The sequence below is a fragment of the Pseudomonas sp. G5(2012) genome (genome assembly GCF_000408945.1).
GTDB lineage: Bacteria > Pseudomonadota > Gammaproteobacteria > Pseudomonadales > Pseudomonadaceae > Aquipseudomonas > Aquipseudomonas umsongensis.
Genome location: NZ_APIO01000116.1, coordinates 1 through 21,323 on the forward strand (window position 1 = coordinate 1; position 21,323 = coordinate 21,323).

Sequence of the window (21,323 nt, forward strand, 5' to 3'; positions counted from 1 at the left end):
TTTTAAGATCAAGATCAAAAGATCGCAGCCTGCGGCAGCTCCTACAGGGGGTTGTGTGAGTTAGAACGAGTCGCCTGGCACGCGGACAAAACCTTCCATCAACACCCGCGCACTGCGGCTCATGATGGCCTTTTTCACGGTCCACTCACCGTTCACCTGGCTGGCCTCGGCGCCGACGCGCAAGGTGCCTGAAGGGTGACCGAAGCGCACCGCATTGCGTTCTACACCGCCTGCCGCGAGGTTCACCAGCGTCCCGGAAATCGCTGCTGCCGTGCCGATGGCGACTGCCGCCGTGCCCATCATCGCGTGGTGCAACTTACCCATGGACAGCGCGCGCACCAGCAGGTCGACATCGCCCGCCGCAACCGCTTTGCCGCTCGACGACACGTAGTCCGCAGGCTTGGCGACGAACGCCACCTTCGGCGTGTGCTGGCGCTTGGCCGCTTCGTCGATGTTGGAGATCAGGCCCATGCGCAGTGCGCCGTAGGCACGAATGGTTTCGAACATCAGCAATGCTTTTGGATCGCCGTTGATCGCGCCCTGCAACTCAGTGCCCTTGTAGCCGATGTCTTCGGCATTGACGAAAATGGTCGGGATGCCCGCGTTGATCAGGGTTGCCTTCAAGGTCCCGACGCCAGGCACTTCCAGGTCATCCACCAGATTGCCGGTAGGGAACATCGAACCCCCACCGCCCTCTTCCTCTGCTGCCGGATCGAGGAATTCGACCTGCACTTCCGCCGCTGGAAAGGTCACGCCGTCGAGTTCGAAATCGCCGGTTTCCTGCACTTCACCGTTGGTGATCGGCACGTGGGCGATGATGGTCTTGCCGATGTTGGCTTGCCATACGCGTACCACGGCGATGCCGTTGTGCGGGATGCGGCTGGCGTCCACCAGGCCATTGCTGATGGCGAACGAGCCGACTGCAGCGGTCAGGTTGCCGCAATTGCCACTCCAGTCGACGAATGGCTTGTCGATCGACACTTGGCCGAACAGGTAGTCGACGTCGTGATCGGCCTTGGTGCTTTTCGACAGGATTACGGTTTTGCTGGTACTGGACGTCGCGCCGCCCATGCCGTCGATTTGCTTGTCGTAGGGATCGGGGCTGCCGATCACGCGCAGCAGCAATGCATCGCGAGCCGGGCCTGGGACCTGTGCCGCTTCGGGCAGGTCCTTGAGGCTGAAGAACACGCCTTTGCTGGTGCCGCCGCGCATGTAGGTGGCGGGAATTTTGATTTGCGGTGCGTGAGACATGAGTGCTCCTTCAAAACAGACACGGGACTCAAAGTCCCGTGTCCATGCAGCGTGTGTTAAACGGCAACCGCCGATTCTTCGAGGAAGTCCTGGGCAAAGCGTTGCAGCACTCCACCGGCCTCGTAGATCGACACTTCCTCAGCGGTGTCGAGGCGGCAGGTCACCGGCACATCGACGCGCTCGCCGTTCTTGCGATGGATCACCAGCGTCAGCTCGGCACGTGGGGTGCGATCGCCGATCACGTCGTAGGTTTCGCTGCCGTCGATGGCCAGGGTGTGACGGTTGGTGCCCGGTTTGAACTCCAGTGGCAACACGCCCATGCCCACCAGGTTGGTGCGGTGGATACGTTCGAAACCTTCGGCCGCGATCGCTTCCACACCCGCCAGCCGCACGCCTTTGGCTGCCCAGTCGCGGGATGAACCCTGACCGTAGTCGGCACCCGCGATGATGATCAGCGGCTGCTTGCGATCCATGTAGGTCTCAATGGCTTCCCACATGCGCATCACTTTGCCTTCCGGCTCGACACGGGCCAGGGAGCCCTGCTTGACCTTGCCGTTTTCCACAACCATTTCGTTGAACAGTTTCGGGTTGGCGAAGGTCGCGCGCTGCGCGGTCAGGTGGTCGCCCCGATGAGTCGCGTAGGAGTTGAAGTCCTCTTCCGGCAGGCCCATTTTCGCCAGGTATTCGCCAGCGGCGCTGTCGAGCATGATCGCGTTCGACGGCGACAGGTGATCGGTGGTGATGTTGTCCGGCAGCACCGCCAGCGGGCGCATGCCCTTGAGCGGACGCGCGCCGGCCAGTGCGCCTTCCCAGTACGGCGGACGGCGGATGTAGGTGCTCATCTCGCGCCATTCATACAGCGGCGCGACTTTCGGGCCGGTGTCTTCGTGGATGGCGAACATCGGGATGTAGACCTGGCGGAACTGCTCCGGCTTCACCGAGGCTTTCACCACGGCATCGATTTCTTCGTCGCTCGGCCAAATGTCTTTCAGGCGGATTTCCTTGCCATCGACCACGCCCAGCACGTCTTTTTCGATGTCGAAGCGGATGGTGCCAGCGATGGCGTAAGCGACCACCAATGGCGGCGAAGCCAGGAACGCTTGCTTGGCGTACGGGTGAATCCGCCCGTCGAAGTTGCGGTTGCCCGAAAGCACGGCGGTGGCGTACAGGTCGCGGTCGATGATCTCTTGCTGGATCACCGGGTCCAGTGCGCCGGACATGCCGTTGCAGGTGGTGCAAGCGAAGGCCACGACGCCGAAACCAAGCTGCTCCAGCTCATCGGTCAGGCCGGCTTCGTCGAGGTACAGGGCGACGGTTTTCGAGCCCGGTGCCAGGGACGACTTGACCCATGGCTTGCGGGTCAGGCCCAGCTTGTTGGCGTTGCGCGCCAGCAGGCCGGCAGCGATCACGTTGCGCGGGTTGCTGGTGTTGGTGCAGCTGGTGATGGCGGCGATGATCACCGCACCGTCCGGCATTTGGCCGGGTACATCGTCCCACTGACCGGAAATGCCTTTGGCCGCCAGGTCCGACACCGCCACACGGGCGTGCGGGTTGCTCGGGCCGGCCATGTTGCGCACCACCGAGGACAGGTCGAAGGTCAGGCCGCGCTCGTATTGCGCGCCTTTCAGGCTGTCGGCCCACAGGCCCGTGGTCTTGGCGTAGTTCTCGACCAGCTGCACCTGATCGTCTTCACGGCCGGTGAGCTTGAGGTAGTCGATGGTTTGCTGGTCGATGTAGAACATCGCCGCGGTGGCACCGTATTCCGGGGCCATGTTGGAGATGGTCGCGCGGTCGCCCAGGGTCAGGGCCGCGGCGCCTTCGCCGAAGAACTCCAGCCAGGCACCGACGACTTTTTGCTTGCGCAGGAACTCGGTCAGCGCCAGCACCATGTCGGTGGCGGTGATGCCCGGCTGCAGTTTGCCGGTGAGCTCGACGCCGACGCTTTCCGGCAGGCGCATCCAGGAGGCGCGGCCGAGCATTACGCTTTCCGCTTCCAGGCCACCGACACCGATGGCGATCACGCCCAGCGCATCGACGTGCGGAGTGTGGCTGTCGGTGCCGACGCAGGTATCAGGGAACGCCACGCCGTCGCGCACCTGGATCACCGGAGACATTTTCTCCAAGTTGATCTGGTGCATGATGCCGTTGCCCGGCGGGATCACGTCGACGTTCTTGAACGCCTTCTTGGTCCAGTTGATGAAGTGGAAACGGTCTTCGTTGCGACGGTCTTCGATGGCGCGGTTCTTCTCGAACGCCTCCGGATCGAAGCCACCGCGTTCGACGGCCAGGGAGTGGTCGACGATCAGTTGGGTTGGCACCACCGGGTTGACTTGCGCCGGGTCGCCGCCTTGCAGAGCGATAGCGTCACGCAGGCCGGCGAGGTCGACCAGCGCGGTCTGGCCAAGAATGTCGTGGCACACCACACGGGCCGGAAACCAGGGGAAATCGAGGTCGCGCTTGCGCTCGATGAATTGCTTCAGGGATTCGGTCAGCGTGGCCGGGTCACAGCGACGCACCAGGTTTTCCGCCAGCACGCGGGAGGTGTACGGCAGGGTGTCATAGGCGCCGGGCTGGATGGCCTCGACCGCCGCGCGGACGTCGAAGTAATCCAGGTGGCTGCCGGGCAGCGATTTACGGAATTCTGTGTTCATCGGTCAGGACTCGGTCACGGTAGTTTCAAAGGGTGGGGCCTGGTACTTGGCTCGAATTCAACCCGATCCCTGTAGGAGCCGAGCTTGCTCGCGATAGCGGTGTAACAGTCGACATCATTGTTGAATGTCAGTCCGTCATCGCGAGCAAGCTCGGCTCCTACAGGTTCCGGGTGATCAGGCCTCCACCATTCAGCGTTGTTCGATTGGCACGAACTTGCGCTGTTCAACGCCGACGTATTCGGCGCTCGGACGGATAATGCGGTTGTTGGCACGCTGTTCGTACACGTGGGCCGCCCAGCCGGTCAGGCGCGAGCAGACGAAGATCGGTGTGAACAACTTGGTCGGGATGCCCATGAAGTGGTACGCCGAGGCATGGTAGAAGTCGGCGTTAGGGAACAGCTTCTTCTGCTCCCACATGGTCTTGTCGATGGCTTCGGAGACCGGGAACAACACTTTATCGCCCACTTCGTCGGCGAGTTTTTTCGACCAGCCCTTGATCACCTCGTTGCGCGGATCGCTGTCCTTATAGATCGCGTGGCCGAAGCCCATGATCTTGTCCTTGCGCTCGAGCATGCCGAGGGTGCCCTTGATCGCATCTTCCGGCGAGCTGAAGCGCTCGATCATTTCCATCGCCGCTTCGTTGGCGCCGCCATGCAACGGACCGCGCAGCGAGCCAATCGCCGCGGTGATGCACGAATACAGGTCGGACAGGGTCGAGGCACACACGCGCGCGGTGAAAGTCGAGGCGTTGAATTCGTGCTCCGCGTAGAGGATCAGCGAAACGTTCATCACCTTGACGTGCAACTCACTCGGCTTCTTGCCATGCAGCAGGTGCAGGAAGTGACCGCCGATGGACTGCTCGTCGCTTACGCATTCGATGCGCTTGCCTTCGTGGCTGAAGCGATACCAGTAGGTCATGATCGCCGGGAATGCAGCCAGCAGGCGGTCAGTCTTGTCGTGCTGCTCGGAGAAGTCTTTCTCTGGCTCCAGGTTGCCCAGGAACGAGCAGCCGGTGCGCATCACGTCCATCGGGTGGGCGTCGGCGGGGATGCGTTCCAGCACTTCCTTGAGCGCTTGCGGCAGGTCACGCAGCTTGCTCAATTTAGTGATGTAGGCGGCCAGTTGCGCCTTGGTCGGCAGTTCGCCGTACAGCAGCAGGTAGGCAACTTCTTCGAACTGTGCGTCAGCCGCCAGTTCGCGTACGTCATAGCCGCGGTAGGTCAGGCCTGCGCCCGACTGGCCTACGGTGGACAGAGCGGTTTGCCCGGCAACCTGGCCACGGAGCCCGGCGCCACTGAGTACTTTTGCTTCGGCCATTTCTGCCTCCAGTTTTTAATTTTGTTAGGGAATCGGCAAATTGTGCTTCATCAGGTTATTCGGGTGATGCCGAAAAGATCGCAGCCTCGTTGCACTCGACAGCTCCTACAGAGGATCACGGCCGAGGTAGGAGCTGCCGAAGGCTGCGATCTTTTGATCTTCATTTTTTCGCGGCGAACAACGCATCGAGCTTCTGCTCGAAGGTGTGGTAGTCGATGCGATCGTAAAGCTCCATGCGGGTCTGCATGGTGTCGATGACATTCGCCTGCGTGCCATCGCGACGGATCGCGGTGTAGACATTTTCCGCAGCCTTGTTCATGGCGCGGAAGGCCGACAGCGGGTACAGCACCAGCGACACGTCCGCAGCGGCGAGTTGCTCGGTGGTGTACAGCGGCGTCGCGCCGAATTCGGTGATGTTGGCCAGGATCGGCGCTTTCACACGGCTGGCAAACAGTTTGTACATCTCGAGTTCGGTGATGGCTTCCGGGAACACCATGTCGGCGCCGGCCTCGATGCACGCGGCGGCGCGATCCAGTGCCGATTCCAGGCCTTCCACTGCCAGGGCGTCGGTACGGGCCATGATCACGAAGCTGTCATCGGTACGGGCATCGACGGCCGCCTTGATGCGATCGACCATTTCCTGCTGGGTCACGATTTCCTTATTAGGACGGTGACCGCAACGCTTGGCGCCAACCTGGTCTTCGATGTGAATCGCCGCCGCACCGAACTTGATCATCGACTTGACGGTACGGGCGACGTTGAACGCCGAGGAACCGAAACCGGTGTCCACATCCACCAGCAGCGGAAGGTCGCAGACGTCGGTGATGCGACGCACGTCGGTCAGCACGTCATCCAGGCCGGTGATGCCCAGGTCCGGCACGCCCAGGGAGCCAGCAGCCACCCCGCCACCCGACAGGTAGATCGCCTTGAAACCGGCACGCTTGGCCAGCAGGGCGTGGTTGGCGTTGATGGCGCCGACCACTTGCAATGGATGCTCGCTGGCGACCGCATCGCGGAAACGCTGGCCTGGAGTGCTCTTGTTCAAACTCATGACTCACCTCGTTTGGCTGTCGGGTTAGCGCCGTCCTGGTAATGACGGGCGATGTTGCGTTTGGAGGCGCCGATGTGACGGCGCATCAACAACTCGGCCAGTTCACCGTCACGGTCGGCGATGGCATCGAGAATTCGGTGGTGCTCGGCAAAGGCCTGGTGCGGGCGATTGGGCGTGGTGGAAAACTGGATGCGGTACATGCGCACCAATTGATACAGCTCGCCGCAGAGCATTTGCGTCAGGGTGCGGTTACCGCTGCCCTGGATAATCCGGTAGTGGAAGTCGAAATCGCCTTCCTGCTGGTAGTAGCCGCGGCCAGCCTGGAAGGCCTCATCGCGTTCGTGGGTTTCAAGGACCCGGCGCAGCTCATCGATTTCCTCGACGCTCATGCGCTCGGCGGCCAGGCGACAGGCCATGCCTTCGAGGGATTCGCGGATTTCGTAGAGCTCCACCAGCTCGGCATGGTTGAGCGACACCACCCGTGCTCCGACGTGTGGCACGCGCACCAGCAGGCGTTGGCCTTCCAGGCGGTGGATGGCTTCGCGCAACGGGCCACGGCTGATGCCGTAGGTACGGGCCAGCTCGGGCTCGGAGATTTTGCTGCCCGGGGCGATCTCACCCTTGACGATGGCCGCTTGAATGCGTCGGAAGACGTTTTCGGAAAGCGTTTCCGAGTCATCCTGAACGGTAAGCGGGGGAGCCAGTTGATCCAGCATATTGTCGACACCTTGAAAGCCAGTGCGGCAAAAATTAACCAAAACTGCCGCCACAGTCAAAGGATAATTAGATATTGTCGACAATCGTCTAATAACCTCCTGCACCATAACAAAGCAGTGCCCTCGATTCACAGCCGCCCGCCAGCGCTGGCGCCATCAACCTGCCGTGCTAGAATGCCGCCCGCATTTGTTTGTGACATCTGCACGGCTTGTCATAAATAGCTGATAGGCATACGAGGAGCTTGCGCAGCGATGCCAGGGTCTTGAATTAAAGAACAGACCGCTGCGCACCAGGATTTATGAGACTCAAGCCCTTCCCGATCTTCCTTTTTCTTCTTTGCCTGCCCGGGTTCGCTGCTGCCGGGGACAAGACCGTGTACGGCCTCAATGAATATGCTTCGTTGGGCGGCATCGACCTCGAAGTGGCCGCCAAACTCGACACCGGGGCAAAAACCGCATCCTTGAGCGCCCGCGACATCAAGCGCTTCAAACGCAATGGCGAGTCCTGGGTGCGCTTCTACCTGGCCATCGACACCGCCCATTCGCACCCGATCGAACGACCGCTGGCCCGCGTCAGCAAGATCAAACGCCGGGCCGGTGACTACGACCCGGAAGAGGGCAAGAAGTACACTGCCCGACCGGTGATCGAGCTGGATATCTGCATGGGTTCAGCTTTACGTAGCATCGAAGTGAACCTGACCGACCGTAGCGCGTTCCAATACCCGCTATTGATCGGCTCCGAAGCACTCAAACGCTTCGATGCGCTGGTCGACCCCAGTCTTAAATACGCTGCCGGCAAACCCGCCTGCGCCGCCGACGCTCATACCGCCGAGTAATTTAAATGCGCTCTCTTACCCTTCATCTGAAAATGTTGATCGCCATCCTGGTGGTATTGGGCATTTCAGTCACGGCCTACCAGATCTTCGTACTCGGCATTCCCGTGACGGAAGACGCCACCGACGACTTGTGGAACATCGACGCCAAGGTCGAGTTCGTCGCCAGTGCCAAGGACCCAGTCAAGATCCAGATGTTCGTGCCACCGTTGAGCCGCGATTACGTGAGTCTCAACGAAAGCTTTATTTCAAATAATTACGGCGTGGCCGTGAACCGAGTCGACGGCAACCGCAAGGTCACGTGGTCGGCGCGCCGGGCCAAAGGCAACCAGACCCTTTATTACCGTCTGGTGTTGACCAAGCGCTACACCGCCGAAAAAGCCAAGATCAAGGGGCCGACCTTCCGCGACAGCATTGCCGTGGAAGGCCCTGAAAAACTCGCCGCCGAAGCGCTGCTGGCGCCGATTCGCCAACACTCGGCCGATGTCGAGACCTTCATCAGCGAAGCGATCAAGCGGGTCAACAACAGCAACGACGACAACGCCAAGATGCTCCTGGCCGGCGACCCGACACCGGCCCACAAGGCAAAGATCGTCGAGCTGCTGCTGTCCATCGCCCACGTGCCGGTGGAAAAGGTCCACACCATTCGCCTGGTGGCCGACCAGCCGCAAACCCCGGAGCTCTGGCTGCGCAGCTTCAATGGCACCGACTGGCTGTACTTCAACCCGGAAACCGGCGAACAGGGCCTGCCGACCGACCGCCTGCTGTGGTGGACCGGCGACGAAAACCTGATCACCGTCGATGGCGGCAAGAAGGCCACTGTGACCTTCAGCATGAACAACAGCGAGATGAACGCCATTCGCCTGGCCAAGCTGACCGACGAGAACACCGACGCCAATTTCCTCGAGTACTCGCTGTACGGCTTGCCGCTGCAAACCCAGCAGACCTTCATGATCATGGTGATGATCCCGATCGGCGTGCTGGTGATCCTGGTCCTGCGCAACCTGATCGGCCTGCAGACCCTCGGCACCTTTACCCCGGTGCTGATCGCCCTGGCCTTCCGCGAGACCCAGCTCGGCTTCGGTATCGTGCTGTTTACCATCATCACGGCGCTGGGGCTGTCGCTGCGCTCTTACCTTGAGCACCTGAAACTGCAAATGCTGCCAAGGCTGTCGGTGGTGCTGACGTTCGTCGTGGTGTTGATCGCGGCCATCAGCCTGTTCAGCCATAAGCTCGGCCTGGAGCGCGGGCTGTCGGTGGCGCTGTTCCCGATGGTGATCCTGACCATGACCATCGAACGCCTGTCGATCACCTGGGAGGAACGTGGCGCCAGCCATGCCATGAAAGTGGCAATCGGCACCCTGTTCGCCGCGACGCTGGCGCACCTGATCATGACCATTCCAGAGCTGGTGTACTTCGTGTTCACCTTCCCGGCGATCCTGCTGATCATGGTGGGCTTCATGCTGGCCATGGGTCGCTATCGCGGCTACCGCCTGACCGAGCTGGTGCGTTTCAAGGCTTTCCTGAAGAAGGCTGACGCCTGATGTTCGGCTTCTGGAAGACCTGGAAAGCCCTGGAAGCCCGGGGCATCATGGGCATCAATCGGCGTAACGCGGACTACGTGCTCAAGTACAACAAGCGCAGCCTGTATCCGATCGTCGATGACAAGATCATCACCAAGGAACGTGCCATCGCCGCCGGCATCCATGTGCCGCAACTGTATGGGGTGATATCGACCGAAAAGGAAATCGACAAGCTCGACGAGATCATCGACGGGCACACCGATTTCGTGATCAAGCCGGCCCAAGGCGCCGGCGGCGATGGCATCATTGTCATCGCCGACCGCTTCGAGGGCCGCTATCGCACGGTGTCCGGCAAGATCGTCGGCCACGAAGAGCTCGAGCACCATATTTCCAGCATCCTGACCGGCCTGTATTCCCTGGGCGGGCATCGCGACCGTGCACTGATCGAATACCGGGTGATCCCGGACCAGATCTTCAAGAGCATCAGCTATGAAGGTGTGCCGGACATCCGCATCATCGTGTTGATGGGGTATCCGGTCATGGCCATGCTGCGCTTGCCCACCCGTCAGTCCGGCGGCAAGGCCAACTTGCACCAGGGCGCCATCGGCGTAGGTGTCGACCTGGCCACCGGCCTGACCCTGCGCGGCACCTGGCTGAACAACATCATCGCCAAACACCCGGACACCACCAACGCGGTGGATGGCGTACAACTGCCCTACTGGGACGGTTTCATGAAACTCGCCGCGGGTTGCTATGAACTGTGCGGGCTGGGCTACATCGGTGTCGACATGGTGCTGGACCAGGAGAAAGGCCCACTGATCCTCGAGCTCAACGCCCGACCTGGCTTGAATATCCAGATTGCCAATGATTGCGGCCTGACATTGCGCACCCATGCGGTCGAGGCGCGGCTGGAAGACTTGAAAGCACGCGGCGTCAGCGAAACCGTCGAAGAGCGAGTGGCGTTTGTGCAGGAGATGTTCGGGCATATTCCACCGGTCGAGGGTTGATCCAGAACCCAGGTGTGTCTTTCGCGAGCAGGCTCGCTCCCACAAGTATTGCGCTGAACCCTGTGGGAGCGAGCCTGCTCGCGAATACAATCTGCCAGATTCCACAGTAGCCATGCCTGCCTCCAATCTGCCAATCCCCTCTAGGAGCAATTCCCCGAGGGGACTACAATCGCCACCCCGCCTCGATGGCTGATCCAACCCGCCCATGCTGACCTGCTCCGTACACCCGCTGCCCTATCGCGCCAACCCTGCCGACTACTTCGCGGCCATTCGTCATGCCCCAGGTGCCGTGCTGCTCGACAGCGGCCGCCCCAGCGCCGAGCGCGGGCGCTTTGACTTGCTCAGCGCCTGGCCGCTGGAACAACTGGCCGTAGCGCCTGACGAACGCGGCAGCGATTTCCTGCAACGCCTTCGGGACAATCTGACACGCTTGGGCGAAGCATCGCTGCCTGCACCTTATGAACTGCCGTTCGCGGGCGGCTTGATCGGTTACCTGAGCTACGACTTCGGCCGCCACCTGGAAAACCTGCCGAGCCAGGCTCTGGATGACCTGCAGTTACCCGATGCGCGCTTCGGCCTGTACGACTGGGCGCTGATCAGCGATCACCACCAGGCCACCAGCCAATTGGTGTTTCACCCAACGCTGGCCGACAGCGAGCGCCAACGCCTGATCCAGCTGTTCAGCCAGCCCGCCGCTGAAGCGGTCGAGCCGTTCAAGCTGCAAGCGCCGATGAATGCCGATCTGAACGCTGATCAGTATCGCCAGGCAATCGAGCGCATCCAGCAATACATCCAGGCAGGCGATTGCTATCAGGTCAACTTCGCCCAGCGTTTCCGTGCACCCTGCCAAGGTGATCCATGGACGGCGTATTGCGCGTTGCGACTGGCTTGCCCCACTCCGTTTTCCGGCTTCCAGAGCCTGCCCGACGGCGGCGCGGTGCTGAGCCTGTCACCGGAACGTTTCGTCAAAGTCAGCGAACGCCATGTTGAGACCCGTCCGATCAAAGGCACACGCCCGCGCGGCCTTAGCGCTGCGGAGGACGCGGCTAACGCCGCCGAACTGCTGGCGAGCCCCAAGGACCGTGCGGAGAACCTGATGATCGTCGACCTGTTGCGCAACGACCTCGGTCGCACCTGCCGCACCGGTTCGGTTCGAGTGCCTGAGTTGTTCAGCCTGGAAAGCTACCCCAATGTGCATCACCTGGTGAGCAGCGTGACCGGCGAACTGGCAGATGATCGCGATGCGCTGGACCTGATCGCCGGCAGCTTCCCGGGCGGCTCTATTACCGGTGCGCCGAAAATTCGCTCGATGCAGATCATCGACGAGCTGGAACCCACCCGACGCGGGCTGTACTGCGGTTCATTGCTGTATCTGGACGTGCGCGGCGAGATGGACAGCTCCATCGCCATCCGCAGCCTGTTGGTCAAGGATGGGCAGGTGTGTTGCTGGGGCGGTGGCGGAATCGTCGCCGATTCCGAGTGGCAGGCCGAGTATCAGGAATCGATCACCAAGGTGAAGGTGCTGCTCGATACCCTCCAGAACCTCTAAAAACATCGCGGGCAAGCCCGCTCCCACAGGTTAATGGTTGTTCACAGATTTTGTGACCGACGAAAAAACACTGTGGGAGCGGGCTTGCCCGCGAAGGCGTCCTGAAGAACGACTACAAACTCAAGGTACGATTCGAAGCCTTGATGAACTCCTGCTTCAGCTCTTCAAAGGTATGCACCGCCGGGAACTGCGGGAACTCGGCGATCACATTGTCCGGCGCATGGAACAGAATCCCGGCGTCCGCCTCACCCAGCATCGTGGTGTCGTTGTAGGAATCGCCCGCTGCAATCACCCGGTAGTAGAGGCTCTTGAAGGACAGCACCGACTGGCGCTTGGGATCTTTCTGACGCAGCTGATAGCCCGTCACCCGGCCGGTATCGTCAGTAATCAAACGATGGCAGAGCAAGGTCGGGAAGCCGAGCTGACGCATCAGCGGCTGGGAAAACTCGTAGAAGGTGTCCGACAGAATCACCACCTGGAAGCGCTCGCGCAGCCAATCGACGAACTCGACGGCACCGTCCAGCGGCTTGAGCGTGGCGATCACCTCCTGGATGTCGGCGAGTTTCAGGCCGTGTTCATCGAGAATCCGCAAGCGCTGCTTCATCAGCACGTCATAGTCGGGAATGTCCCGGGTGGTGGCCCTGAGGGATTCGATCCCGGTTTTTTCGGCGAAGGCGATCCATATTTCCGGGACCAGCACACCTTCAAGATCCAGACAGGCAATTTCCACAAGACACTCCCATTGGTATTGTTTATTGAGTCGAGCGAGCCCGAACTCTAGCGACAACTCCCCCACCACGCAACGCAGAGGACGCCCCGGCCAGCGCAGCTTTTTGTTACCATCGGCCCCATATAGAGCGCCCAGCGCCACCGACCTGTAGGAAGCCGCCCTGATGAGCCCAACGTTCGACGTCGTGGAACTCGCCACGACCTATGCCAACAAATCCGCCCAGGACATCCTGAAACTCGCTTTTGCCGAGTTCGGCGATGATCTGTGGATATCTTTCAGCGGCGCCGAGGACGTGGTGCTGGTGGACATGGCCTGGAAGCTGAACAAGAACGTCAAAGTGTTCAGCCTCGACACTGGCCGCTTGCATCCCGAAACCTACCGCTTCATCGATCAGGTGCGCGAGCATTACAAGATCGATATCGAACTGGTGTCCCCGGATCACACCAAGCTTGAACCGTTCGTGAAGGAAAAAGGCCTGTTCAGTTTCTACAAGGACGGCCATGGCGAATGCTGCGACATCCGCAAGATCGAGCCGCTGCGTCGCAAGCTGTCTGGCGTGAAGGCCTGGGCTACCGGCCAGCGCCGCGACCAGAGCCCTGGCACGCGCAGCGCTGTGGCCGTGATGGAAATAGACACCGCGTTCTCTACCCCGGAACGCACCCTGTACAAGTTCAACCCGCTGGCGCAGATGACCAGCGAGGAAATCTGGGGCTACATCCGGATGCTGGAACTGCCGTACAACAGCCTGCACGAACGCGGGTTCATCAGCATTGGCTGTGAGCCGTGCACCCGCCCGGTACTGCCAAACCAGCACGAGCGTGAAGGTCGCTGGTGGTGGGAAGAGGCCACGCAGAAGGAATGCGGGCTGCATGCCGGCAATATCATCAGCAAGTCATAACAGCGATACCCACCTGTAGGAGCAAGCTCGCTCGCGAAAAACGTGAGAACGCCGCGGTGTATCAGGCACCCTGCGTTATCGTTGAAGACAATCGCGGGCAAGCCAGCTCCCACAGGTGTCAACATCAGCCCTGAAAATGTGTACACACCACTGTCACCATCGGTGTCATTTTTGTGTGCACTTTTTGTTTCTTCGCCCTAAAAAGTTACATTTCCCTGCCTGACAACCCTCGCCACAGCTTTTTGTAGCCCCCTCCGAAAAAATAAATACCTGCGCAATCGGTCAACTTATATCACCCGTTTTTCAGCGGTTTAGCACCCGCTGATAACAAAACGAAATGAGCAACCAAATCCATAGATTCAAGACTGGCACGCATCTCGCTTAAGTGCATACATGTTTTGTATACAATCACCTCAAAACATAAAAACACTCAGATCCGCAAGCCTGAAGCGCCCTATCCCGTACAGGCTGCAGATGCCCCATAACCAATGGTTTTCGCTACCCGCGACGAAGATTTGTCGAGCCTTGCGCTCATGCACAGTCATCGCGGCGTCGAACATCAGGAGCCTGCCGGAATGCGTACAAGTCTCTCCACCAACGATATTGCGCTGGATCTACCTTCTTCCCACGTCACCCAGACCGACCTTGGGCAGCCACTGCAACCCCCTGTCGTGCTCAGCCCCCGCCTGCACAACAAAGACCTGGCCCCGACCAAGGCAGAAGGCCGGCGCTGGGGTCGCTACAGCATCTTCGCGTTATGGACCAACGATGTGCATAACATCGCCAACTACTCGTTTGCCATTGGCCTTTACGCCCTGGGCCTGGGCGGCTGGCAGATTCTCCTGTCGCTGGGCATCGGCGCGGCGCTGGTGTATTGCTTCATGAACCTGTCGGGCTACATGGGCCAGAAGACCGGCGTGCCGTTTCCGGTCATCAGCCGCATCAGTTTCGGCATCCATGGCGCGCAGATTCCTGCCCTGATCCGCGCCGTGATCGCCATCGCCTGGTTCGGCATCCAGACGTACCTGGCCTCGGTTGTGTTCCGCGTCCTGCTGACCGCCATCCATCCCGGGTTCGCCGAGTACGACCACGATTCGATCCTCGGCCTGTCCAGCCTGGGCTGGGTGTGTTTCGTGGCGATCTGGTTGGTGCAATTGGGCATCCTTGCCTACGGCATGGAAATGGTGCGGCGCTATGAAGCCTTTGCCGGGCCGGTGATCCTGCTGACCGTCGCCGCCCTGGCCGCCTGGATGTATTTTCAGGCCAATGCGACCATCGCCTGGTCGATCCGCGAGCCGCTGAGCGGCGGCGAGATGTGGCGCAACATCTTTGCCGGCGGTGCATTGTGGCTGGCGATCTACGGTACGCTGATCCTCAATTTCTGCGACTTCGCCCGCTCTTCGCCCTGCCGCAAGACCATCAAGGTCGGAAACTTCTGGGGCCTGCCGGTGAACATTCTGGTATTCGCTGCCATCACTGTCCTGCTGTGTGGCGCGCAATTCCAGATCAATGGCCGCATTATTGAAAGTCCTACAGAGATCATCGCCTCGATCCCCAACACTTTCTTCCTGGTCCTGGGCTGCCTGGCGTTCCTGATCGTTACCGTAGCGGTCAACATCATGGCCAACTTCGTCGCCCCGGCCTTTGTCCTCAGCAACCTGGCGCCCAAATACCTGACGTTCCGTCGTGCCGGGCTGATCAGCGCGACCATCGCCGTGCTGATCCTGCCGTGGAACCTCTATAACAGCCCGTTGGTGATCGTCTACTTCCTCTCCGGCCTTGGCGCCCTGCTCGGCCCGCTGTATGGCGTGATCATGGTCGACTACTGGCTTGTACGAAAAGGCCAGGTCAACGTGCCGCAGTTGTACAGCGAAGACCCGAACGGTGCTTATTACTACAGCCGCGGGGTCAACCTGCGCGCCGTGGCGCCATTCATTCCTGCCGCACTGATCGCCATCGTCCTGGCGCTGGTACCGGGCTTCCACTTGGTGTCGCCGTTCTCCTGGCTGATTGGGGCCGGGATTGCCGGGATGCTCTACCTGATCATCGCCAAGCGCCAACCTCACTACGCCGACGTCAGCGGTGAAGCCATCGCCGTGGACAACGTCAGCCATTGACTCCATCGCGGCCCGGCAGCGTCGGGCCGCTGAACCACCCGCTATAAGGAATCCCCATGCGTATTCTCGTGGTCAACGTCAACACCACCGAATCCATCACCCAGGCCATTGCCCGTTCGGCCCAGGCCGTGGCTGCGCCCGGCACGGAAATCGTTGGCCTGACGCCCTACTTCGGTGCCGACTCGATCGAAGGCAACTTCGAAAGCTACCTGGCCGCCATTGCGGTGATGGATCGGGTCATGGCCTACGACCAGCCCTTCGATGCCGTGATTCAAGCAGGCTATGGCGAACACGGTCGCGAAGGCCTGCAGGAATTGCTCAACGTACCGGTGGTGGACATCACCGATGCGGCAGCGAGCACCGCGATGTTTCTCGGCCATGCCTACTCGGTCGTCACTACCCTCGACCGCACCGTTCCTCTGATCGAAGATCGCCTGAAACTGTCGGGGCTCTGGGACCGTTGTGCCTCGGTGCGAGCTAGCGGCCTGGCGGTGCTGGAACTGGAACACGAGCCGCAACGCGCACTGGAGGCCATCGTGCATCAGGCTGAACTGGCAGTAACCCAGGACAAGGCCGAAGTGATTTGCCTGGGTTGCGGTGGCATGGCCGGGCTGGACGAGCAGATTCGCCAGCGCACAGGCGTTCCGGTAATCGATGGTGTGACGGCGGCGGTGACCATCGCCGAATCGCTGGTGCGGCTGGGGTTGTCGACGTCCAAGGTGCGGACCTATGCGACGCCGCGGCCGAAAAAAATCATTGGCTGGCCGGGGCGATTTGGCAGGTAAACCGCGTTATCGTTCTTCGCGAGCAGGCTCGCTCCCACATTGGTTCCGCGGCGTACAAAACTCCCCTGTGGGAGCGAGCCCGCTCGCGAATGGGGGCGACTCGGTTTCAAGCCTGACTCAAATAGCACTAAAACGCTGCCCCAACCCCTGCCCGGCAAACTGCTCGATAATAAAATCCACAAACGCCCGGGTCTTGCCCGGCAGCAGTTTGTGCTCGGCGTAATAGATCGAAATATTGCCATCATCGACATACCAGTCCGGCAGCACCCGCTCCAGCGTCCCCGCCTCCAGATACCCCACGGCAAACGGCATGCTCACCAGGGCAATGCCCAAACCCTGGACCGCCGTGGCGCAGGCCGCCTCCGAATCGCTCATGGTCATCCGCGCCCTGAGCGTCAGCGGGCTGTGTTGTCGGGTGCGGCTGGTCAACTGCCAGGAGCGCACGCGGCCGGTCTGCGGTGAGCGAATGAGGATGCCGTCGTGAAGCTTGAGATCATCGGGCTCGACAATCGCTTCATGTGCCGCCAGGTAACCGGCCGAAGCTACCAACACGCGATGGGCCGGGGTCAGCTTGCGCGCCACCACCCCTTGGGGCAGCTCGAACCCGCCACCAATCGCGGCGTCGAAGCCTTGGGCGATCAGGTCGACCTGACGGTTATCGAAATGCCAGTCCGGGCTGATCGCTGGAAAACGCCGCAAAAACTCCCCGAGCAACGGCACGATGTATAGACGCCCGAAGACGGTGCCCATGCTGACCTTCAAAGTGCCCGCGGGACGACCCTCGGCGCTGGCCAGATTGGCCACGGCATTCTGGATCGTGTGCAGGCTGGCACTGACTTCGCTCAGAAACAGCTGCCCGGCCTCGGTCAGCGTCAAGCTGCGAGTACTGCGCTGAAACAAGCGTACCCCCAGCCGCACTTCCAGTTTGGCCACGCTCTTGCCGACTGCCGCCGGGGTCAGGCTCAAGCGTCGCGCGGCTTCGGCAAAGCTGCCCACCTCGGCACTGCGCACGAAGCATTCGATACTGCTGAAGGTTTCCATAGGAGCCATTATAAACTTATGGTTTACACAGACTATCGCAATTGCTGTCTACTCAGCTTGTAATCGTGAATCGATACTAGGCTCCATCAACCGGGACATCTCGCCTCGGGACTTTGGAGATCGATATGACTACTCAGAACCTCAGCGGCAAAGTGGCTTTGATCCAAGGCGGTTCCCGCGGCATCGGCGCTGCCATCGTCAAACGCCTGGCCGCTGAAGGCGCGACAGTCGCCTTTACCTACGTAAGCTCCACGGCGAAGGCCGAAGAACTGCAGAACAGCATCACCCAAGGCGGCGGCAAAGCCCTGGCGATCAAGGCTGACAGCGCTGACGCCGAGGCCATTCGCAACGCCGTGACGGCAACCGTAGAAGCGTTTGGCCAGCTGGATATCCTGGTTAACAACGCGGGTGTGCTGGCCGTCGCACCGCTGGAAGACTTCAAGCTCGAAGACTTCGACCAGACCCTGGCGATCAACGTACGCAGCGTGTTCATTGCCACCCAGGCTGCCGCCAGGCACATGACCGAAGGCGGTCGCATCATCAATATCGGCAGCACCAATGCCGACCGCATGCCCTTCGCGGGTGGTGGCCCGTACGCCATGAGCAAATCGGCGCTGGTTGGCCTGACCAAGGGCCTGGCCCGCGACCTCGGCCCCAAGGGCATCACCATCAATAACGTGCAACCGGGCCCGGTCGATACCGACATGAACCCTGCCCACGGCGACTTCGCCGACAGCCTGATCCCGCTGATGGCAGTGGGGCGCTACGGCAAAGTCGAAGAGATCGCCAGTTTCGTCGCCTACCTGGTCGGTCCCGAAGCGGGCTACATCACCGGTGCGAGCCTGACCATCGACGGTGGTTTTGGCGCTTGACCCTGTAGGAGCGAGCATGCTCGCGATGGTCGTCAACGATGACGAGGGAAACCTGACACCCAGCGGCGCTCTCAGGCTCATCGCGAGCATGCTCGCTCCTACAAATTTTGATCATCAGGCCCAATCGAGTGCTGGCAAGCCACAGGCGCTCGGCACGAACGCCTTCAGCGTTCGAAGAATGCCATCGGCGTGTGCGTACTTTTCATCGGCCATCGCCGCATCCGGAATCGCAATCGCCGTCATCCCCGCCGCCTTGGCCGCCGTGACACCGAACGGCGAATCCTCGAACACCAGGCAATCGCGTGGCTCGATACCCAGGCGTCGTGCCGCCGTCAGGAAGATATCCGGCGCCGGTTTGGCCGCGCCGACTTCTGGATCATCAGCCGTGACGATGAAGTCGAACAAGGCGAACCAGTCGCGATGCAAGGTGGTTTTCTGGCCGAACGACTGGCTTGAGGAACTGGTTCCCACCGCAATAGGAATGTTGTGCGCCTTCAAGTGCCGAACCAGCTCTTGTGCTCCCGGCATCGCCTGCGCCGCAGGAAAACGCTCGCGCATCAGCGGCTCGCGAATCACCAGGAACTCTTCGGCGCTGATCGGCAAGTCCAGCGCCTGCACCACATAACTCGCCAGGTCACCTGCACCACGGCCAATGATGTTCTGCTTGACGCTCCAGTCGAACGTTCGGCCATAGCGCGCGGCAATCGTGGCCGTGACTTCGGTGTAAATCCCCTCGGTGTCCAGCAATAAGCCGTCCATATCGAAAATCACGGCCTTGATCGGGCCGAACTTCTTGAGCGGTGAATTCATCGCATCTGATCCGTTTTCATGACATCCCAGGCGGCTCTGGTACGGCCGGTCCTCGACAGGTTAAAGGTTTCAGCAGCATAACGAGCAGCCGTGGCCAAGAGCAACGGGCGCATGACGCAAAAAGCCCGGCAAATCGCCGGGCCCGGACAGCTTTACGCGCTGTTGATTTATGCCAGGCTAACCGCCCGCCTTGCCTGTCCCACTACTTTTGGCAGCACTATCTGATCCTCCAGACCCATTGCCAGAAGCGCTCCCCGTCGAACTGCCACCGCTGGTCGACCCGCTTCCCGTCTCCGGGCGGGTGGTGCTCCCATTGGCATCGCCTGCATTGCCATTCCTGATGGCGCCAGGCGGTAATGCGTTCTCAGTTCCAGAGCCTGCATTCATTTCAGTAGACGGCGGCATACCGCCCTTATCGACGGGCGCGTCGTTACCTGAGGATTGTGAAAATGCCACGCCTGAACCGATCGATAACAGACTAGCCACTGCCAGGGCCAACACGCTTGACCTGATCATGGACGTCTCCTTTTACCCGTTGCATACCTTGAGTCTGGCAGCAGTGCATCGGCAGGGTTGCCACTCATTCGACAGGCGGTCTCGCGCCAGAGGTCGGTCAGCTCGGCTCGCCGGATGCGTCCTCACCGGCGATGTCCGGATCGTCCGGGTCGACTTCGACATCAGAATCCGTGCGCTTGAGGTCATCGTTGGGGACCTGCTCGACACCGGGCTCGTCATCGGGAGGCCGCTGATCGCGACTCAGGGAATCGGTAGGTGAAGGCAGGGGGTATTCGGGGGTTTCGTCGATGTCGGCGATTTTCGGATCTGCGTTCATGGAGCACCTCGCAACGGACCTGAAAGGCAGGCCCTGACCGTTGGAGGCAGCGTCGATCGTCAGGTTCGATCAGGGAGACTATCGGTTATTTTGCCGATCGAATCCGTCAGTGATGTTTGTTCTTGTGTTTGTGCTTATGTTTGTGACCGCCGCCGGAGTGGGAGTCGCCATCGTCGCTTCCCAGGTTGTTGCCGACCGCACCACCGGCTGCACCACCCAGGCCTGCGCCAATAGTCGAACCGGTCCTGCCACCCAGGCTGTTGCCGATCACTGAACCGCCGGCTGAACCCAAGCCACCGCCTACCGCCGCTTCGGTGCGACTACCCTTGGGCGCACCGATCGCGCTACCGGCGGCGCCACCGACGCCGGCACCAATCGCAGCGCCCGTGCTGCCGCCCATTTGTCCACCTACCACGTTGCCCAGCGCACCACCAATACCGCCGCCAACGGCTGCGGTACCATCGCCTGCAGCCAGTGCGAATGGTGTAAACAACAATCCAAAAACAATTGCCGGTAACGTCAAGCGTCGAGTACTCGGGTACTGCACTTCATTACCTTGGGTTTTCGGGGTCATGGCACGCCTCTTATTTATCGGGGGTATGTGAATTGGAGCCGTTAATTCCATAAACGTTCAAAAACGCAAAAGCCCGGCATCAAGCCGGGCTTTTGTTCACGACCCTTGGGGTATCAGTGACGCTTGTGACCGTTGGCCAGGTTGCTGCCTACGCCGCCGCCCAAGGCGCCACCCAGGCCTGCGCCGATGGTCGAACCGGTCTTGCCGCCCAGGCTGTTGCCGATCACCGAACCACCGGCAGCGCCCACGCCACCACCGATGGCGGCACTGGTACGGTGGCCTTTCTTGGCGGCAACCGCGCTGCCGGCTGCACCCGCAACCCCCGCACCAATCGCGGCACCGGTGCTGCCGCCCATGCTTCGGCCAACGACATTACCCAGCGCACCACCCAGGCCACCACCAAGGGCGGCTGTACCGTCACCGGCGATTGCACCTTGAGTAACCAGAAGACCCAGAACCAGAGCAGGCAGTGTGAAACGCATGACGAAAACCTCAAAAAATAGGGGGTGAAATTCAAAAGGGTCGAGATTGAATGCTTTAGAGGGAACAAAGTCCAGACATGCGCGCGCTCAACCTCGTTGTTCGCGACGGTTGGACAGCTTTTTTGGAAAAGGTTTTATCGCAGGCAAAAAAAAGCCCGCTGGGGAACGGGCAGGGTGTTGCGTCTAACGGATGGTTTGAGCCTACGTAGGGCCTTGTGAAAAGTTTGTGAAAACTTTCCAAATTAAATATTCGTTCAGATTCCGGGCATCGGCATAGGGGACGG

At 60.6% G+C, this 21,323-nt stretch carries 19 protein-coding genes; 8 read left to right on the forward strand and 11 right to left on the reverse strand.

Annotation, left to right across the window (positions count from 1 at the left end):
* Window positions 1–60: 60 nt before the first annotated feature.
* The 5 genes from prpF to PG5_RS28020 form a co-directional block, all read right to left on the reverse strand.
* A complete protein-coding gene (gene prpF / locus PG5_RS28000) occupies window positions 61–1,251 on the reverse strand; it encodes a 2-methylaconitate cis-trans isomerase PrpF (RefSeq protein WP_020800449.1) in 1,191 nt (396 codons plus the stop codon).
* Between the two features lie 56 nt (window positions 1,252–1,307).
* Window positions 1,308–3,902, reverse strand: a complete 2,595-nt coding sequence (gene acnD, locus PG5_RS28005) for a Fe/S-dependent 2-methylisocitrate dehydratase AcnD (protein WP_020800451.1) — start codon at window positions 3,900–3,902, stop codon at window positions 1,308–1,310.
* Between the two features lie 189 nt (window positions 3,903–4,091).
* Window positions 4,092–5,219: a 2-methylcitrate synthase gene (gene prpC / locus PG5_RS28010; protein WP_020800452.1), complete on the reverse strand. Its 1,128-nt coding sequence runs from the start codon at window positions 5,217–5,219 to the stop codon at window positions 4,092–4,094.
* 160 nt (window positions 5,220–5,379) lie between these two features.
* Window positions 5,380–6,270, reverse strand: coding sequence for a methylisocitrate lyase (gene prpB, locus PG5_RS28015; protein ID WP_020800453.1), 891 nt, complete (start codon window positions 6,268–6,270; stop codon window positions 5,380–5,382).
* Window positions 6,267–6,983 (reverse strand): GntR family transcriptional regulator, encoded by a 717-nt coding sequence (locus tag PG5_RS28020; RefSeq protein WP_173667179.1) that lies wholly within the window; start codon window positions 6,981–6,983, stop codon window positions 6,267–6,269. Before PG5_RS28020 ends, prpB begins: the two co-directional genes overlap by 4 nt.
* A gap of 302 nt (window positions 6,984–7,285) precedes the next feature.
* Between PG5_RS28020 and PG5_RS28025 the strand changes: the two genes are divergently transcribed.
* From PG5_RS28025 to pabB, 4 genes are all read left to right on the forward strand, one after another.
* Window positions 7,286–7,822, forward strand: coding sequence for an ATP-dependent zinc protease (locus tag PG5_RS28025; protein WP_020800455.1), 537 nt, complete (start codon window positions 7,286–7,288; stop codon window positions 7,820–7,822).
* 5 nt (window positions 7,823–7,827) lie between these two features.
* Window positions 7,828–9,363: an inactive transglutaminase family protein gene (locus PG5_RS28030; RefSeq protein ID WP_033044105.1), complete on the forward strand. Its 1,536-nt coding sequence runs from the start codon at window positions 7,828–7,830 to the stop codon at window positions 9,361–9,363.
* Window positions 9,363–10,349 carry an alpha-L-glutamate ligase-like protein gene (locus PG5_RS28035; protein ID WP_020800457.1) on the forward strand — a complete coding sequence of 329 codons (987 nt, stop codon included), beginning with the start codon at window positions 9,363–9,365 and terminating at the stop codon, window positions 10,347–10,349. Before PG5_RS28030 ends, PG5_RS28035 begins: the two co-directional genes overlap by 1 nt.
* A gap of 205 nt (window positions 10,350–10,554) precedes the next feature.
* A complete protein-coding gene (pabB, locus tag PG5_RS28040; RefSeq protein ID WP_020800458.1) occupies window positions 10,555–11,898 on the forward strand; it encodes an aminodeoxychorismate synthase component I in 1,344 nt (447 codons plus the stop codon).
* A 112-nt stretch (window positions 11,899–12,010) separates the two neighbouring features.
* Here pabB and thrH read toward each other — a convergent pair whose 3' ends face one another.
* A complete protein-coding gene (thrH, locus tag PG5_RS28045) occupies window positions 12,011–12,628 on the reverse strand; it encodes a bifunctional phosphoserine phosphatase/homoserine phosphotransferase ThrH (RefSeq protein ID WP_020800459.1) in 618 nt (205 codons plus the stop codon).
* Window positions 12,629–12,791: 163 nt separating this feature from the next.
* Here thrH and PG5_RS28050 point away from each other — a divergent pair, with 163 nt between their 5' ends.
* The 3 genes from PG5_RS28050 to PG5_RS28060 all read left to right on the forward strand — a co-directional run bounded on the left by PG5_RS28050 (window position 12,792) and on the right by PG5_RS28060 (window position 16,428).
* Window positions 12,792–13,526 carry a phosphoadenylyl-sulfate reductase gene (locus PG5_RS28050; RefSeq protein ID WP_020800460.1) on the forward strand — a complete coding sequence of 245 codons (735 nt, stop codon included), beginning with the start codon at window positions 12,792–12,794 and terminating at the stop codon, window positions 13,524–13,526.
* A gap of 575 nt (window positions 13,527–14,101) precedes the next feature.
* Entirely contained in the window at window positions 14,102–15,643 is a 1,542-nt protein-coding gene (locus PG5_RS28055; protein ID WP_020800462.1) for an NCS1 family nucleobase:cation symporter-1, read from the forward strand.
* Between the two features lie 56 nt (window positions 15,644–15,699).
* Window positions 15,700–16,428 (forward strand): aspartate/glutamate racemase family protein, encoded by a 729-nt coding sequence (locus tag PG5_RS28060; protein WP_020800463.1) that lies wholly within the window; start codon window positions 15,700–15,702, stop codon window positions 16,426–16,428.
* Between the two features lie 117 nt (window positions 16,429–16,545).
* On the opposite strand, the gene PG5_RS28065 is transcribed toward PG5_RS28060, so the two are convergent.
* Complete coding sequence (locus tag PG5_RS28065; protein WP_020800464.1) at window positions 16,546–17,469, reverse strand: LysR family transcriptional regulator; 924 nt, start codon at window positions 17,467–17,469, stop codon at window positions 16,546–16,548.
* 125 nt (window positions 17,470–17,594) lie between these two features.
* On the opposite strand from PG5_RS28065, the gene PG5_RS28070 reads away from it, so the two are divergent.
* Window positions 17,595–18,341, forward strand: coding sequence for a 3-oxoacyl-ACP reductase family protein (locus PG5_RS28070; RefSeq protein ID WP_020800465.1), 747 nt, complete (start codon window positions 17,595–17,597; stop codon window positions 18,339–18,341).
* A gap of 114 nt (window positions 18,342–18,455) precedes the next feature.
* Here the strand turns inward: PG5_RS28070 and PG5_RS28075 are convergent, their stop codons facing one another.
* The 4 genes from PG5_RS28075 to PG5_RS28090 form a co-directional block, all read right to left on the reverse strand.
* Window positions 18,456–19,151 (reverse strand): HAD-IA family hydrolase, encoded by a 696-nt coding sequence (locus PG5_RS28075; RefSeq protein ID WP_020800466.1) that lies wholly within the window; start codon window positions 19,149–19,151, stop codon window positions 18,456–18,458.
* A gap of 613 nt (window positions 19,152–19,764) precedes the next feature.
* Entirely contained in the window at window positions 19,765–19,983 is a 219-nt protein-coding gene (locus PG5_RS28080; RefSeq protein WP_020800468.1) for a hypothetical protein, read from the reverse strand.
* Between the two features lie 106 nt (window positions 19,984–20,089).
* The gene (locus PG5_RS28085; RefSeq protein WP_020800469.1) at window positions 20,090–20,557 is read right to left on the reverse strand and encodes a glycine zipper domain-containing protein; all 468 of its coding nucleotides are present in this window, start codon (window positions 20,555–20,557) and stop codon (window positions 20,090–20,092) included.
* 113 nt (window positions 20,558–20,670) lie between these two features.
* On the reverse strand, window positions 20,671–21,039 hold the full coding sequence (locus PG5_RS28090; protein ID WP_008061778.1) for a hypothetical protein: 369 nt from the start codon (window positions 21,037–21,039) through the stop codon (window positions 20,671–20,673).
* Between the last annotated feature and the right edge of the window lie 284 nt (window positions 21,040–21,323).